Raw genomic sequence first — 14,445 nt, 5'->3', positions numbered from 1 at the left:
AGTGAGCCGCGTCCGCTTGCGTAATTCCCTGACAGCGCCCCGGACGTTTTTATCGCCGTCCGTCGAGGGAACTGGTATGCCCTCGCTTTCGATGGGCGCGCTCGTGGTCTTCGCGCTCGTCGTTGTCGCCCTGACGCTGTTCGTCACCGAGTGGCTCCCGCCTGATATGACGGCCATCGCTGTCCTCGTCGCGCTGGTCGTGCTGGAACCGTACACCGGCGTCCCGGCGCGGACAGCCATCGAAGGGTTCGCCAGCCCGGCGGTGGTTACCATCGTTGCGATGTACATCCTCAGCGCCGGTGTCGAATCGGCCGGCGTTGTCGACTGGCTGGCCGGACGGCTCGCGGCGCTGACGGGCGGCGACGAACGGCGGCTGCTGACCGCCATCGTCGGCACGACGGGCGTTAGCGCGGGGTTCGTCAACAACACGCCGGTTGTCGCCGTCTTCATCCCGCTGGTCACCGGCCTCTCGGAGCGATACGGTATCTCGCCGTCGAACCTGTTGCTGCCGCTCTCGTTCGCCGCGATGCTCGGCGGGACGCTCACGCTGGTCGGCACTGCGACGAACCTGCTCGCGAGCGACCTCTCGGCGCAGTTGCTCGGCCGGCCGTTCTCGATGTTCACGCTGACGCCCGTCGGCGTCGTCGTCCTCGCTGTCGGCGTGGGCTACCTGCTGACGGTGGGTCGGGCGCTCGTCCCCGAACGGGTCCACCCCGCGGCCGACTTCACCGAGGAGTTCGAGATGGACCGCCACCTGGCGCAGCTACGTGTTCGCGAGGCGTCACCGCTGGTCGGGCTGACGGTGCGGGAAGCGCTTGAGGGAAGTGTCCCCGACGACGCAGTCGAGGCGGTCGTTGACGCGGTCGACGCAGGGGAGTCACTGCCGACCGAGGCCACCGTCGAACAGGTCCTCGCCGTGAGTGACCCGCTCGACGTCGACGTGCTCCAGATCGACCGCAACGGCGAGTCGTTCTTCGCAACGGCCACCGACCGGCCGCTCGAACCCGGCGACGTGTTGACGGTCCGTGGCAACCGCCAGGCCGTCAACCAACTCGCTCAGACGCTTGACCTTCGGGACCTCGCCCGTGAGTCCGTTACGGCGGACCTGCTGGCGGAGAGCGGGCATCCGGGCGTCCTCGCGGAGGCCGTCATCGACAGGGAGTCGCGACTCCGCAGCCGAACGCTCGCCGACGTACAACTTCGCAGTCGGTTCGACGTGACGGTCCTCGCGGTCCGCCGCGGCGACGAGATCATCCACGAGAACCTCACGGCTATCGAGCTGTCCGCTGGCGACCTACTCTTGCTCCAGACGCCCCTTGACGAAGTGGGACACCTTCAGGACGAGGGCTACCTGACCCTGACCGAGGGCCCTCCCGAGCTCTTCGACGCGCTTGACGGCGGCCAGCCCTCGCTCGACGCCGCTGCAGCGGTCCCACTCGTGACCTTGCTCGCTGTCATCGCGCTTGCGGCACTGGACCTCCTCCCGATCTACATCGCCGCGCTGGGCGGCGTCGTCGCCACGGTGGCGACCGGCACGCTAAGCGCGTCGAAGGCCTACGACGCGGTGAGCTGGAACGTCGTGTTCCTGCTCGCCGGCCTGCTCCCGCTGGGGCAGGCGATGCAGGCCACCGGCGGGGCCGCGTTCGTCGGCGCGCTCCTCGTTGACGCCGCCGGCGTCCTCCCGCCGCTCGCGCTGCTGGCGCTGGTGTACCTCCTGACGGCTGTTCTCGCCAGTGCCATCACCCCAGCCGCGACGGTCGTGCTGATGATCCCGATTGCCGTCGCCACCGCCGCCGAGATCGGCGTTTCCGGGTTCCCGTTCCTCGTCGTCGTGACGTTCGCGGTCGCGACGGCCTTCCTGACACCCATCGGGTACCAGACGAACCTGATGGTGTACGGCCCCGGCGGCTATCGCTTCACCGACTTCGCGCGCGTCGGCGGACCGCTACAACTGCTTCTGTGTGCCGTGACGACGCTCTCGGTGTCGGTCGTCTGGCCGCTGTAAAAGTCCCGCGTCGCCGCGTTACTGCTCGTCCTCTTTCAGTTCGTCAAGTTCCGACTCGACCTCGCTCTCGTCGACGTCGACCTGCGTACTCTCGTCGGCGAGTTCCTGTTCAAGTTCGGCTTCGGAGACGTCCGCGTCGCTCGACCCGCTGTCGCCGTCCTCGGCTTTCCCCATCTCGGCTTTCAGCGTGTCGAGTTCGGCGTCGACTGACCCTTTCTGTCGGACCTCCTCAAGCTCCCGCTCCAGCGAACTCTCGTCCGATATCTGGCTTTCGAGGACGCCGTCTTCGCGGAGTTCGTCCATCGCCTGTGAGCGGGCCTCCATGTCCTCGGTGCGCTCCTCTGCCCGCTCGATAGCTTGATTGATATCCTGCATCTCGTCGCCCGCGCCGGTCATCGCCTCGTTGACGCGCGCCGACGCCTTCGCGGCCTCGTGGCGAGCCTTCATCGTTTCCTTCTTCGTCCGGAACTGCTCGATCTGTTTCTGGAGTTCGTCTTTCTGCTCGACCAGCTGGTCTTGTTGGTTCTGTAAGTCCTGTATCTGGCCTTCCAGATCCTCGATCTGGCTCATCTTCTGCTTTTTCTTCTCCAGCGCCTGCCGAGCGAGGTCCTCGCGGTCCTGCTCGACGGCCTGGCGCGCCTGTTCGTTGTGCTTCTCGACGTTCTCTTCGAGGCGGCGCTTCTGAATTTCCAGTCGCTTCTTCTGGGTCGTCAGGTCCGCGATGCCCTGCTTGACGTCTTGCAGTTCGTCACGCAACTGCTCGTAGCTGTAGTCGAGGGTCTCTGTCGGGTCTTCCGCTCGGTTCAGGACGGCGTTGAGTTTCGAACGGATGACGTACGACGCGCGCGAGAGGATTCCCATGTATCCGCATTGGTCTCTCCAACCTTAAATTTCTTACAGAGGGCTGGTGAGTGAACACGTATGACTACCGTCGGGATACCGGGCGGACGAGATGTCACCGCGTCGCTCGACCGACCCGAGTCTGACGCTATCGTCGTCGCGTGCCCGCCACATCCACAGTACGGTGGCAAGCGATCTGACAGTCGCCTGAAAGCGGTCAGTGACTCGCTGGTCCCCGACATCGGCTGTCTCCGCTTCGACTACGGCCCGTGGGACGAGGGACGTGGCGAACGGACCGATGCCGAGAACGCCCTCGCGTGGGCCGCTGAGCATGCTGACACCGTTGGCTTGTTTGGCTACAGTTTCGGCGCAGCCGTGGCGTTGCGGGCGGCCGCTGAGTACGACACTGCGGCCGACCTCGCGGCCCTGTCAGTGCTTGCGCCTCCGGCCGGACTGACCGAGCATCTCGACGCTGTTGCCACGCTTGAGACCATCGACTGTCCAGTACAGGTCGTGGTCGGGGAGCGCGACGAGACAGTGGACTGGGGTCCGGTCGCCGACCGGGCCACCGAACTGGGACTGACGGTTGAGCGCCTGCCAGCCGACCACCACTTTGTCGGCCAGAGCGGCCGTATCAGTGAGACTGTCGGGCCATTTCTCCGTGACCTCCTGTAGCTGCTAGGAGCACACCGTTCAGGGTTCGTGTTTGATTCGGGCCGTCACTCCAGTATCCAGTGAGAACAGCGGGCAAGTGCCACGCCTGCTGGATAGTATCGAAAGACAGAGGCGCTGTCGGCCCAATCTCTGATCATGAACCGCCCGCTCGCGTTCGCTGCCGTTTCGTTCATCGCCACACTGGTGGCGCTGCTAGTTCTGATGCAGACGGCGATCGTTGCAGGCGGGCCGGAACGGGCGCTCATACTCGCCTCGGTTGGTGCCATTGGGACGTACTTCGCTATCCGGTCCGGCGTACTCAAGTCCTGACTCCCGGTCGAAGATACATTTATACTATATACTGATAAATAATGATATATGGCAACACGAAGCAGGGGTGCGGTATCTCACTCCACACGGCACGGCGTCGTCTCGTTTCTGGGCGGGTTCGTCGCCGGCTACCTGCTGTTTGTCGCCATCGGCTCCAGTCCAAGTGATGCGGTGTTCTCGGCGCTGTCACTTGCCGCGCTCGTGGCTGCGTGGCGCGTCCTCACGCAGCCCTCACTGTAGCCGCGTTGACACTGCGACGGGGTGGCGAACAGTGCGCGCTCCGAAACCGTTTAGACTACGCGGGGTTCACCGTCGGTATGCCGACCGAACCCGAAACGGACTACGACCCGGAACTGGGTCGGAAGTTCATCTTCGTCACCGGTGGCGTGATGTCTGGCCTGGGGAAAGGCATCACCGCCGCCAGCACAGGTAGATTACTCAAAAACGCCGGGTTCGACGTTACAGCGGTCAAAATTGACCCGTATTTGAACGTCGACGCCGGTACGATGAACCCCTTCCAGCACGGCGAGGTGTACGTGCTCAAAGACGGCGGGGAGGTCGACCTCGACCTGGGGAACTACGAGCGGTTCCTCGACATCGACATGACCTTCGACCACAACGTCACCACGGGAAAGACCTACCAGCACGTCATCGAGAAGGAGCGGTCCGGCGACTACCTCGGTCGCACGGTTCAGATCATCCCGCATATCACCGACGACATCAAGCGCCGTATCCGCGAGGCCGCCGAGGGCAACGACGTCTGTATCATCGAAGTCGGCGGCACGGTCGGGGACATCGAGGGGATGCCATATCTCGAAGCGCTCCGGCAGTTCGCCCACGAGGAGGACGAGGACGATATTCTCTTTACCCACGTCACGCTCGTCCCATACTCGAAAAACGGCGAGCAGAAGACGAAACCGACCCAGCACTCCGTGAAGGAACTGCGCTCCATCGGTCTCCAGCCCGACATTCTCGTCGGTCGCTGTTCGGACAAACTCGACATCGACACGAAAGAGAAGATCGCGCTGTTCTGTGACGTGCCGACGGAAGCAGTCTTCTCGAACCCGGACGTCGACGACATCTACCACGTCCCGCTGATGGTCGAGGAGGAAGGCCTCGATCAGTACGTGATGGAAGAACTCGACATCGCCTCGGAGGCGCTGCCCGAAGACGAACGGGAGAACCGCTGGCGCGACCTCGTCACGCAACAGACCGAAGGCGAGGTCGAAGTCGCTCTCGTCGGCAAATACGACCTCGAAGACGCCTACATGTCCGTCCACGAGGCGCTGAAACACGCCGGGCTGGAGAAAAACGTCGACGTGAACGTCCGGTGGGTCAACTCCGAGAAGATGAGCGATCACCACGCCGACCGGATGCGCGAGGCCGATGCCATCGTCGTGCCGGGCGGCTTCGGTGCCCGCGGTACGGAGGGCAAAATCGAGGCGATTCGGTACGCCCGCGAGAACGACGTTCCGTTCCTCGGCCTGTGTCTTGGCTTCCAGATGGCTGTCGTCGAGTACGCCCGGAACGTGCTGGACCTGGGCGGCGCTCATTCAGCGGAACTGGACGAGGACACACCACACCCCGTCATCGATATCCTGCCCGAGCAGTACGAGATCGAGGACATGGGCGGGACGATGCGGCTGGGTGCCCACGAAACCGAAATCGACGCGAACACGCTCGCCGCAACGCTGTACGGCGGCGAGTCCTGCACGGAGCGGCACCGCCACCGGTACGAGGTCAACCCCGAGTACATCGACGACCTCGAAGCCGCCGGGCTGAAGTTCTCCGGCCGCGCCGGGAACCGTATGGAGATACTCGAACTCGGCCCCGAGGACCATCCGTACTTCATCGGAACGCAGTTCCATCCTGAGTTCCGCTCCCGACCGACGCGTGCCAGCCCGCCGTTCGTCGGCCTGCTCGAAGCAGTCCTCGGCGACGACCCCCACACTGCGACGACTGAGGAGGTGAGCCACTGATGGTGAACGTCGACGAGTTCATCGAGGAGGCGAAAGCCGAAATCGCCGAGGAGATCGGGGACAAGCACGCCGTCATCGGGCTCTCCGGTGGCGTCGACTCCTCGACGGCCGCTGCGCTTGCCTACGAGGCTATCGGCGACCAGCTCACTGCCGTCTACGTCGACACTGGGCTGATGCGGAAGGGCGAGACCGACGAGATCCGCGAGACCTTCGACTACATGGATTCCCTGCGCATCGTTGAGGCGCAAGACCGCTTCCTCGACGAACTCGAAGGCGAGACCGACCCCGAGGAGAAGCGCCACATCATCGGCGAGCAGTTCATCCGGGAGTTCGAGACAGTCGCCCGCGAGGTCGACGCCGACTACCTCGTGCAGGGGACTATCTACCCGGACCGCATCGAGAGCGAGGGGACGATCAAGTCCCACCACAACGTCGGTGGCCTCCCCGAGCGGATCGACTTCGACGGGATCGTCGAGCCGATGCGGGACCTCTACAAGGACGAGGTCCGCGAGGTCGCTCGCGCGCTTGACCTCGAAGAGATCATCTCCGAGCGGATGCCGTTCCCCGGCCCGGGACTCGCCGTCCGTATCATCGGCGAGGTCACTGAGGAGAAACTGGAGGTGGCCCGCGAGGCCAACCACGTCGTCGAGGAGGAACTGGAGGAGTACGAGCCGTGGCAGGCGCTGGCCGCCGTCATCGGCAAGGCCACGGGCGTCAAGGGCGACAACCGTGTCCACGGCTGGGTCGTCGCCGTTCGCTCCGTCGAGAGCCGGGACGGCATGACCGCCCGCGCACAGGAACTCGACTGGGACACGCTCCAGCGCATGCAGTCGCGCATCACCGGGGCGCACGAGAACGTCGCCCGCGTCGTCTACGACGTGACCCACAAACCGCCGGCGACAATCGAGTACGAATGAACGTCGTTCTCGTCGGTACGGACCCCAACGGACTCACGGACGCGCTCGAAGCCGAAGGACACACTGTGACGGTCGCTGACGTGGGCAACCGCCCCGGGCTGGAGGAGGCCGGCATCCACGAAGCGGACGTGTACCTGCTGACCGAGATGTCACAGGCTACCTCGATCGCTGTCGCCAAGGACCTCAACCCCGACCTCCGGGTCGTCGTCTACGCAGAGGGCTCCCTGCCCGACTTCGCCAGCCGACAGACGGACCTCGTTGTCGATCCGGGCCTGCTCAGTTCCGACGCTGTCGCCGAGGAACTGTAGCGCAGTCCCGCGTCTTCCGGCGCTTGTTCACACCGTCGCCACGAGGCGGTCCAGTCGCTCCGAGCCGTTTTTTTCGAAGGGGACGCCGTGGCCCGGGACCGCGACCTCGAAGTCGGGCGCACGCTCGACGAACTCACTGATACTCCGGGTGACGGCGTCAGTGTCGTAACTCATAAGGCACGGCGAGGGCTCGAAGCGGCCGCTGTCCTCACGGACGAGGTCACCCAGCAGTCCCAGCGACAGTTCCTCGCTGACGTAGCAGACGTGGCCCGGCGTGTGGCCGGGAGTGTGATAGGCCGTGAAACTGCCGACTGTGTCGCCGTCGTTGAGGGGGACGACGTCGTTGTCCGGCGCGTGGAGGAACGGCGAGACGAGGCGCTGGAACGCACCCTTGTGATTTCCCAGCGGCGGCGACCGCTCACCGGTGACCAGCGGTGCGTCCCGCTCCCCGATGTAGACGGTCACGTCGATACCGTCGAAGGCCGTCAGTCCGCCGACATGGTCGAGATCGAAGTGCGTAAGGAGGATTCGGTCAAGATCCCGGAGTTCGTAGCCGGCATCGCTCAGGCCGGCGATGAGTCCGTTGCCGTGCCAGGGCAGCCCTGTGTCGACGAGTGTGAGCGCGCCGTCGTCGTCAACGAGCGTCGCGTTGACACCCGTGAGATCGTACCACCAGATATCATCGGCGAGCGCCGTTACCATAGCGCGAGGTTGGAGTGGGGATTCCTAAACCCTTGGTCGCGACGCTGCGTGGCCACAGATCCGGTCGGCCGTGACACTCAGAACGGTAACTGCGACCGGACGAACTGCACGCCGGTTTTGACCTTCGACGGGTCCCGAATCTGTTCCATCTCAGCGTCCGTTAGCTCGAAATCGAAGACGGCGAGGTTCGCTTCCAGATGCTCGCGGCTGGACGCCTTCGGAATCGCGGCTACGCCGTCCTGCTCGAGGAGCCACCGGAGCGCGACCTGCGCCGGGGACTTCCTGTACTTGTTGCCGATCTGGACGAGCGCGGGGTCGTCGAGGACGCCGCCGCGGGCCAGCGGGCTGTAGGCGGTCAGGAGTACGTCGTGGATGCGACAGTAGTCCAGTAGTTTCCGCTGGTCCCAGTAGGGGTGGTACTGCACTTGGTCAGTGAAGATCGGAGCCGACGAGATGTCCCGCGCCTCGTCCAGCAGCGCCGGTGAGAAGTTGCTGACGCCGATGTGGCGGACCAGCCCCTCCTCGACCAGGTCGTTCATCGACCCGAGCGTCTCCGACAGCGACGCCATCCACGGGGTGTTGGGCCAGTGGATGAGTAGAAGGTCCAGATAGTCCGTTCCCAGTTTGTTCAGGCTCTCCCGCGTCGACCGCCGAACACTACGCTCGTCACGGTTGGACCCGTCGAGTTTCGTCGTCAGGAACACGTCTTCGCGGTCGACCGCGGCGGCCTCTATCCCTAGCCCGACCTGCCGCTCGTTGCCGTAGGCCTGTGCGGTGTCGATATGGCGATAGCCCATCTCTAGGGCCGTCTCGACAGTCTCAGTACAGGAGGGGCCGGTCAACTGCCACGTTCCCAGGCCGAGTGCGGGGACCGACGTTCCCTGGATCTGAATCTCGTCCATATTCTCCGTTTGCGTCACACCGGTAAAACGTCGGTGTCGCTCTGACGACTCGATGTGGCTGAGAGTTCAGGGGTATGTCGTGGCTACTGGCGGGAACCGTCGATATATATCATGAACAATTTCTAGGTATTAAGCGCATTTCCGATCTAGCTGCGATGTCTCGCCGGAGACAGGTGAGAGGCAATGAACCAACAGTATCCACGACGGCGGTCCGTATCGGCGGACGAACAGCCCGGGAGGGGAGGCGTCACGGATGAGTGAACTGGCCGGCGTCTTCGTCTCGTTGACGACCGGGTCCGGCAGACACGAGGGAACCGACGATCACGTGTACCTCGGCGTCTGTGGCACGGTCGGCGGCCGCGAGTTCGCACTCAATGTGGAAAACTTCGACGACTGGGAGGAAGGGAGCGTCGTGACCTACTCTTTCGGACAGTACGCAAACTTCTACGGCGGGAAGGACCCGCGAACCGCGGCCGATCAGCTCGACCGGATGACGATTTGCCTGCCGAACATAACGCACGTCTATCTCCGCAAACAGGGGGACCGTACGACGTCGGGCGACGATTTTTGGGAGCTAGAGGAGTGCCACGTCAATCTCCATTCACAGTCCTCGACTCGACAGTTCGTCTCGACTGGGACGGCGCGGCTCGGGAACGAATACGGACACAAAATCTGGCTGGCCGAGACGTTTCATCAGGGAACGTATCGGGACGCGCGGCTCCCCGCGGATGGGGCCGCGGAGTGCGAACGTCAGCGGGAGTGAATCGCCTCAAATAAACGGATAGCAATCAGGCCCGTCACACTGTCAAAACGCCAGCGGGCCGTTTTTCAGCGCAGGTACGAGCAGCCAGGGACCTGTGGCGGTGCCTACTTCTCTAGGATCGTTCCGCCAGAACCGACTGCGATGTCAGTGCCGCCGCGGACGACGGCCTTCAGGTTCTCGCCGGCGGGGGTCTCCTCCTGTGTCCAGTCGCCACCGCCGAGGGCGTACACCTTGCCGCCGCCACCGACCGTGTAGCCGGTGCTGTCGTCGTCGGTGACCTCGATGTCACGCAGGCCGGCGTCGCCAGTGTCGGTCGGTGTCCACTCGGAGCCGTCCCAGTGGAATATCATGCCGCCACCGCCGGAGACCCACACGTCGTCCGGGCCGTCGGAGTCGACGCCGTAGAAGTTGACGTTGGCGTCGGCGAGGCCGATCTTGTTCCACGTCGCGCCGTCGTCGGTGACGAAGACGCTCTTGTTGCCGTCGACGATGTGGCCCGAGCGGACGTCGTGGAAGTCGACGGCGTTGATGGCCGACCCGGAGCCGGGCGTGGTGTAGTCCCACGTCTCGCTCGCGCCGTTCTCGAAGCTGTAGTACATCTTCCCGGAGTCGCCGGCGATGTAGACATTCGCCTCGCCGGCGCTGCCGGTCACGGACACGTCGTTGAAGTTGTTGAACACAGTTGTTGAGTATGAACAACGCAAACAAGAGTGCACGGTGGGGGGTTAGAACATTGATATACCTACATCCGTGCGCATATAGGTGACTTTCTCACACAGATTGGTGAAATATAGTCAGGATTTAACCGATTGATTCGTTTTGAGAACAGTTCCATTACAAACAGGTGGTTTAAGATGGTTAAGGGGAACGGTAGTAGATTCTATGGGGCTGTACGTACCGTGGGACGTTTCAAAATCAAGCCGATTCTAACCACACTCACGCCGTTCTAAGAGCGTCCACACAATGTGAGCTAATGCGACGATTTTCAGGCTGTTGAGGAATAATTAAACGGGGAGCAAGGAAACTACCTCAGAGACTGTAAGAATCCCTCTAAGTCGTTGAAGCCCATTGAGAGGGGGGAGTGCAGAGAGTCAATGCGTCGGAGCTTGCCGAAAGGGGATACAATACTAATTGCTGTGTTCTCCTTACGTTGCGGAGGGAGAACTTTAAAAAAGAGAGAGAAAGGAAAGGGGACTACAGGGGATAGGATAGAGAGAGCAAAACGTTGGGGGAACTATCGGTACAGCGGCTACTTGATTACATATGAATCCAGAGGTAGCTTTTTCTGTCACTCTGCCCAATGGATGAATCATGACAGAGGGGAACAGTAGAGAGGAAACCCACTTTCTTAACGAACCAGAAAATGAGTCTGCTGATGAATTTCTACAACGACGACTTGAATTTATTGAAGAACACTTTGCATATGAGAGACTATGTGGACTCTCAAAAGACGGTCTACGAGAGGAATTAGATACCTATCAAGCAATGCTCACCGTAACAAAAAACCGATTTTCGAATTTCAAATACTCTGACGACCCTCTCCTGTATGCAGTGTGGGCAGAAAATATGGATGAACAATTTGAACCACTAACAGCTGAGCAAGAAAATCAAATTGAAGTAACAGACAGTATTGTCCACCGGAACTTTGATAAAGCAATTGAAGATGCAAAAAATAGGCGATTTGAACGTATATCTAACCTATTATCCTCAATTCCTGGTGTAGGACGGAATTGAAGCCAGCTTTAAATTATAATATCCTGATATATTCGGTGCGTAATGCCGCCTCCTAAGAAGTACGTTGAAGTGGTATCTATCGACGTTTACCCCAGGATTAGGAGGAAGGAACCGACTCTGAACCGGCTCCGTGTTTCCGAACGGCGTCTTTGAGGTCTTCATTAGCAAATTTCAGATACCGTTCCGTCGTGTCAATATTTGCATGGCCCATCAGCATTTGTAGCCTTCGAGTGTCCATTCCGTTCTTGATACTCTGAACTGCGAAACTGTGTCGGAGGATATGGGCTGTTATTTTCACCTGTTCTTGACCCGAGGCGTCAGTATAAAGAACGGATTGTAACCCGGCTGATTCAGCCGCATTTCGTACAACACGCCCAATTTGTTTTGGGCTTATTTGTTCTGTTTTGTAGGTCGGAAACAGGTATTCACTTCCTGCTGTTGAAAGTGATTTGCGTTCAACGTTTACCCACCGTGTCATGAGGGTATCTAAAGATGATTGATAGAACACAGTACGATTCAGATGTGTTTTTTCAGCATGGACCTTGATAGCCCGCTCATCGGTATCTACGTCTTCTAAACGTGTTTCTGTCAGTTCCCCACGTCGAAGACCGGTCTGATAGAGTAGCCGTATAATCAATTCGTTTCGCAGTGTGGGTGTTGACGCATTTTCATATAAATTTTTGACTTCCTTTGGCTCTAAATAGTCTAATTCTTTGGATTCCTGTTGTTTTCTTGGCTTAACATTTAATGTCTGCCAGTCAGATACATCAAGGTCTTCTGCTGGATTCTCGAAGTCGGGAATCCCGTATCCCCCTTCTTGTCTCATTTCTCTCAGTTCATCATACAAGATTGAGATATGCCACCGCCGACTCTGTACAGTTCCGCCAGTTAGACCGCTCTGTAACTGTTGCCGAAGGAATACCTGTAAATCGCCAGTTGTGGCTTCCCATAGGTCCTTGGAGGGACGCCCTCGACTGTTGTGGTCAAAATCTTTCTCACCGGGTTCTGCTAACCACTTGGCCCATACTTTCGCTGTATGGGCATATGTGCGGGCAGAGCTATCTGCTTTCTTGGTTTCCTGCCTGCTACGAAACTCGCTAAGTAAGGTATCTGTGTTCATTCCTCAGCCTTCCAGTAGTAACCATTTGAAGAACGAACCATTCCAACCCCGTCAGCCAAATCTTCGAGAGTGTCGGAAACATCGCTGGTATCAGCTCCAATACGTCCCGCAACTTCGCGGGGTTTCTGACCGACACTATCCGGAGAGGGTTCGTTAGGGCCGGGGACATATGTTCCGGGGGCGGTGGGTAGCACTTCGAGAAGTACTTGTTTTAGATTATACATTTCCTCCGACTCCCTTTCTCGACTAAAGGCTTCTACCTCCTCCTGAATCTCTCCTGTGACCTTCTCAAGCCGATTGAGAGACTGTAGCATTTCGCTGTTCCCGTCAGTTCCTGTGTCGGCCTGTGCGGTGCGTGGGGCCGTATCTGTATCTGCTATCTCTCGCTGAACAGAAAGCCGTATTAAGTGGCTAAGACTGTCATACTCCGGGCCTTCGGCGGCATCTTCCCATTCCTCTTTGACCGACTCATCAATTCGGAAGGCAACAGTAGTATTCTCTGCCATCTACTCGAAACGTCTCATGGTGGCCGTATAGTGTTTGCGTTGTTAATACGCAATAGATGAGTTGTTGTTGGTGACGTCCATCGGGGCGCTGTGGTCGGTGAGCACGCCCGACTCCACGTCGTACTCGCCGATAGCGCCAGAGGCTCCGACGAACCAGAGGGCCTTGCCGTCGTCGGTCACGTCGGCCCCGTAGAGGCTGTTGCCGTTGCCGGTCGGACCGCCGCCGATGACCTTCTGCCAGCCCGTGCTGGTCCGTTCAAGTACGATGCCGCCACCTGCCACGGCGTACGCACCGGCCGCAGTGTACTCGACATCGTGGAGGGTGTTCCCGGTCGGGGACTCGACGGACTCCCAGGGGCCGGCCGCCGCAACCGTCCCGGAGAGGGCCGTCCCACCCAGTGCAGCTGCAGCTGTCGCGCCGATACCCTTGAGCACGCCGCGTCGTGTCGCGTTTCGATCGGACATGACACCCGAGCCTGTGGACTGCCGCCACTTCAATGGGGGGCGCAGTTAACGACCTTTCATGGCGATTTAACCGTTTAAACGGCCGATATTTGGGGGAATAGCCCGTAGGACGTGGGAAAATTGGCGGCCCGGAACGAACCGGCAAAATATCACGTTAAGTCGGGTAAACGGACACAAGACTGATAACACGAACCCGCCGCGGTGGGTCAGAACAGTTCAGCGACGAGAGACGGGGCTTCCGCCGCAATGATCTCGTCGATAGCGACACGGGCCGCCGCCGGGTCCGCGGGCAGGCAGAACACCGGCGTGTCGTTGGCGATGCCAGCCGTTGCGCGGACGGCGATGACGCCGGTCCCCTGTTGTTCGAAGAGGAGGCCCCGGTACACCTCCTCAAATCCCGGCAGGGCCTTCTCGAACAGCGGGTGGACCGCTTCGAGCGTCTGCTCTGACGGGGCGACGCCGAGCCCTCCCGCGGTGACGACGACCTCCACGTCGTCACGCCGGACCAGTCTATCGACGGCCTCCTGAATGCCATCGTAGTCCCCTCGAAGCCGTTCGCGGGCCGTGACCGTCTGGCCGGTCGCTTCGAGTGCTGTCTCCACCGCCTCGCCCGTCGGGTCTCCTTCCTCCGTCGCCGTCCCGACCGTGACGACGGCTGCGGCAACCGACTGTTCTTGCGACGTGTCGCCCTGCGCGACTGTCTCTGCTGTCGTTTCATCCGTTGTCTGAACCGCTGCTTCCTGCGGTGTATCCGCCGATTCGGTCGGTGCCTGTGGCTCAGAGAGGGGGTCCTGGTGTGGGGCCTCATCAGGCTCCTGTGTCGACTTATCAACTCCCCCAGTGTTCTGTGTTTCATCCGCTGGCTGGCTGTCTGTACTCTGGTTCGTCGCCTCGTCGATTCGTTGTGCGACAGAGTCGTCGGTTTCGGACTCTGATGTGTGTCCCTCACTGCCCTCCGCAGTATCATCCGTTGCAGGAGTCTCTGTGCTGTCAGTCTCACCTGCTGCTATATCGTCGTTTTCCGCCGCTCTGTCGGTCGCTTCGGTGGGCTCCGAACTGACGGCCTCGGTATCAGTATCGGCTGCCGCGGATTCCTCGTCGTCCCCCGTCTCGCCTTCGTCTGTCTCGTCGTCTTCCCCGTCAGTCGGACCTCGGCGTGTGTCACGGGACTGGAAATCCACCATACTATTCCATCGGTTGCAGTGGATAAATACCCTGAT

At 60.6% G+C, this 14,445-nt stretch carries 15 protein-coding genes and 2 pseudogenes; 9 read left to right on the top strand and 8 right to left on the bottom strand.

Going from position 1 to position 14,445, the window contains the following annotated elements; genetic code table 11:
- Positions 1-76 precede the first annotated feature (76 nt).
- Entirely contained in the window at positions 77-2,005 is a 1,929-nt protein-coding gene (locus C443_RS09235) for an SLC13 family permease (RefSeq protein WP_005535816.1), read from the top strand.
- An 18-nt stretch (positions 2,006-2,023) separates the two neighbouring features.
- On the opposite strand, the gene C443_RS09230 is transcribed toward C443_RS09235, so the two are convergent.
- A complete protein-coding gene (locus C443_RS09230) occupies positions 2,024-2,866 on the bottom strand; it encodes a PspA/IM30 family protein (protein WP_004593696.1) in 843 nt (280 codons plus the stop codon).
- A gap of 60 nt (positions 2,867-2,926) precedes the next feature.
- Between C443_RS09230 and C443_RS09225 the strand changes: the two genes are divergently transcribed.
- The 6 genes from C443_RS09225 (at position 2,927) to C443_RS09205 (ending at position 7,033) form a co-directional block, all read left to right on the top strand.
- The gene (locus tag C443_RS09225) at positions 2,927-3,520 is read left to right on the top strand and encodes a dienelactone hydrolase family protein (RefSeq protein ID WP_005535815.1); all 594 of its coding nucleotides are present in this window, start codon (positions 2,927-2,929) and stop codon (positions 3,518-3,520) included.
- A 135-nt stretch (positions 3,521-3,655) separates the two neighbouring features.
- Entirely contained in the window at positions 3,656-3,829 is a 174-nt protein-coding gene (locus C443_RS21685; protein WP_005535814.1) for a hypothetical protein, read from the top strand.
- Positions 3,830-3,877: 48 nt separating this feature from the next.
- Positions 3,878-4,069, top strand: a complete 192-nt coding sequence (locus C443_RS09220) for a hypothetical protein (RefSeq protein ID WP_005535813.1) — start codon at positions 3,878-3,880, stop codon at positions 4,067-4,069.
- A 77-nt stretch (positions 4,070-4,146) separates the two neighbouring features.
- Positions 4,147-5,808, top strand: coding sequence for a CTP synthase (locus C443_RS09215; protein WP_005535812.1), 1,662 nt, complete (start codon positions 4,147-4,149; stop codon positions 5,806-5,808).
- Complete coding sequence (guaA, locus tag C443_RS09210; RefSeq protein ID WP_005535811.1) at positions 5,808-6,725, top strand: glutamine-hydrolyzing GMP synthase; 918 nt, start codon at positions 5,808-5,810, stop codon at positions 6,723-6,725. The genes C443_RS09215 and guaA overlap by 1 nt, the downstream gene beginning before the upstream one ends.
- On the top strand, positions 6,722-7,033 hold the full coding sequence (locus C443_RS09205) for a DUF7126 family protein (RefSeq protein ID WP_005535810.1): 312 nt from the start codon (positions 6,722-6,724) through the stop codon (positions 7,031-7,033). Before guaA ends, C443_RS09205 begins: the two co-directional genes overlap by 4 nt.
- 27 nt (positions 7,034-7,060) lie before the next feature.
- Here C443_RS09205 and C443_RS09200 read toward each other — a convergent pair whose 3' ends face one another.
- Together C443_RS09200 and C443_RS09195 are read right to left on the bottom strand one after the other, a co-directional pair.
- Positions 7,061-7,735, bottom strand: coding sequence for an MBL fold metallo-hydrolase (locus C443_RS09200; RefSeq protein WP_005535809.1), 675 nt, complete (start codon positions 7,733-7,735; stop codon positions 7,061-7,063).
- Positions 7,736-7,812: 77 nt separating this feature from the next.
- Positions 7,813-8,637 carry an aldo/keto reductase gene (locus C443_RS09195; RefSeq protein ID WP_005535807.1) on the bottom strand — a complete coding sequence of 275 codons (825 nt, stop codon included), beginning with the start codon at positions 8,635-8,637 and terminating at the stop codon, positions 7,813-7,815.
- Positions 8,638-8,890: 253 nt separating this feature from the next.
- Here C443_RS09195 and C443_RS09190 point away from each other — a divergent pair, with 253 nt between their 5' ends.
- On the top strand, positions 8,891-9,400 hold the full coding sequence (locus C443_RS09190; protein WP_005535805.1) for a hypothetical protein: 510 nt from the start codon (positions 8,891-8,893) through the stop codon (positions 9,398-9,400).
- Between the two features lie 104 nt (positions 9,401-9,504).
- On the opposite strand, the pseudogene C443_RS09185 reads toward C443_RS09190, so the two are convergent.
- A pseudogene (locus C443_RS09185) lies at positions 9,505-10,080 on the bottom strand (WD40/YVTN/BNR-like repeat-containing protein); the annotation flags it as partial.
- Between the two features lie 631 nt (positions 10,081-10,711).
- Here C443_RS09185 and C443_RS21190 point away from each other — a divergent pair.
- Positions 10,712-11,134, top strand: coding sequence for a hypothetical protein (locus C443_RS21190; RefSeq protein ID WP_152423030.1), 423 nt, complete (start codon positions 10,712-10,714; stop codon positions 11,132-11,134).
- A gap of 97 nt (positions 11,135-11,231) precedes the next feature.
- On the opposite strand, the gene C443_RS20780 is transcribed toward C443_RS21190, so the two are convergent.
- From C443_RS20780 to C443_RS09170, 4 genes and pseudogenes are all read right to left on the bottom strand, one after another.
- On the bottom strand, positions 11,232-12,254 hold the full coding sequence (locus C443_RS20780; protein ID WP_005535802.1) for a tyrosine-type recombinase/integrase: 1,023 nt from the start codon (positions 12,252-12,254) through the stop codon (positions 11,232-11,234).
- Entirely contained in the window at positions 12,251-12,760 is a 510-nt protein-coding gene (locus tag C443_RS09180) for a hypothetical protein (RefSeq protein WP_005535801.1), read from the bottom strand. Before C443_RS09180 ends, C443_RS20780 begins: the two co-directional genes overlap by 4 nt.
- Before the next feature lie 48 nt (positions 12,761-12,808).
- Positions 12,809-13,225, bottom strand: a pseudogene (locus C443_RS09175) (hypothetical protein); the annotation flags it as partial.
- Positions 13,226-13,431: 206 nt separating this feature from the next.
- On the bottom strand, positions 13,432-14,409 hold the full coding sequence (locus C443_RS09170; RefSeq protein WP_005535798.1) for a molybdopterin-binding protein: 978 nt from the start codon (positions 14,407-14,409) through the stop codon (positions 13,432-13,434).
- Positions 14,410-14,445: the final 36 nt, after the last annotated feature.

It is taken from the genome of Haloarcula argentinensis DSM 12282, assembly GCA_000336895.1.
GTDB classification, from domain to species: Archaea; Halobacteriota; Halobacteria; order Halobacteriales; family Haloarculaceae; genus Haloarcula; species Haloarcula argentinensis.
Note: the sequence above shows the minus strand (reverse complement) of the source record. Positions and strands in the feature narration are given on the sequence as shown.

Bases quoted from the DNA above. Each gene is read 5' to 3' on its own strand.
- C443_RS09215 (WP_005535812.1), top strand. From the start codon at position 4,147: ATGCCGACCGAACCCGAAACGGACTACGACCCGGAACTGGGTCGGAAG.
- C443_RS09195 (WP_005535807.1), bottom strand. From the start codon at position 8,637: ATGGACGAGATTCAGATCCAGGGAACGTCGGTCCCCGCACTCGGCCTG.
- C443_RS20780 (WP_005535802.1), bottom strand. From the start codon at position 12,254: ATGAACACAGATACCTTACTTAGCGAGTTTCGTAGCAGGCAGGAAACC.
- guaA (WP_005535811.1), top strand. From the start codon at position 5,808: ATGGTGAACGTCGACGAGTTCATCGAGGAGGCGAAAGCCGAAATCGCC.
- C443_RS09180 (WP_005535801.1), bottom strand. From the start codon at position 12,760: ATGGCAGAGAATACTACTGTTGCCTTCCGAATTGATGAGTCGGTCAAA.
- C443_RS09205 (WP_005535810.1), top strand. From the start codon at position 6,722: ATGAACGTCGTTCTCGTCGGTACGGACCCCAACGGACTCACGGACGCG.
- C443_RS09230 (WP_004593696.1), bottom strand. From the start codon at position 2,866: ATGGGAATCCTCTCGCGCGCGTCGTACGTCATCCGTTCGAAACTCAAC.
- C443_RS09170 (WP_005535798.1), bottom strand. From the start codon at position 14,409: ATGGTGGATTTCCAGTCCCGTGACACACGCCGAGGTCCGACTGACGGG.
- C443_RS21685 (WP_005535814.1), top strand. From the start codon at position 3,656: ATGAACCGCCCGCTCGCGTTCGCTGCCGTTTCGTTCATCGCCACACTG.
- C443_RS09235 (WP_005535816.1), top strand. From the start codon at position 77: ATGCCCTCGCTTTCGATGGGCGCGCTCGTGGTCTTCGCGCTCGTCGTT.
- C443_RS09190 (WP_005535805.1), top strand. From the start codon at position 8,891: ATGAGTGAACTGGCCGGCGTCTTCGTCTCGTTGACGACCGGGTCCGGC.
- C443_RS09220 (WP_005535813.1), top strand. From the start codon at position 3,878: ATGGCAACACGAAGCAGGGGTGCGGTATCTCACTCCACACGGCACGGC.
- C443_RS09200 (WP_005535809.1), bottom strand. From the start codon at position 7,735: ATGGTAACGGCGCTCGCCGATGATATCTGGTGGTACGATCTCACGGGT.
- C443_RS21190 (WP_152423030.1), top strand. From the start codon at position 10,712: ATGACAGAGGGGAACAGTAGAGAGGAAACCCACTTTCTTAACGAACCA.
- C443_RS09225 (WP_005535815.1), top strand. From the start codon at position 2,927: ATGACTACCGTCGGGATACCGGGCGGACGAGATGTCACCGCGTCGCTC.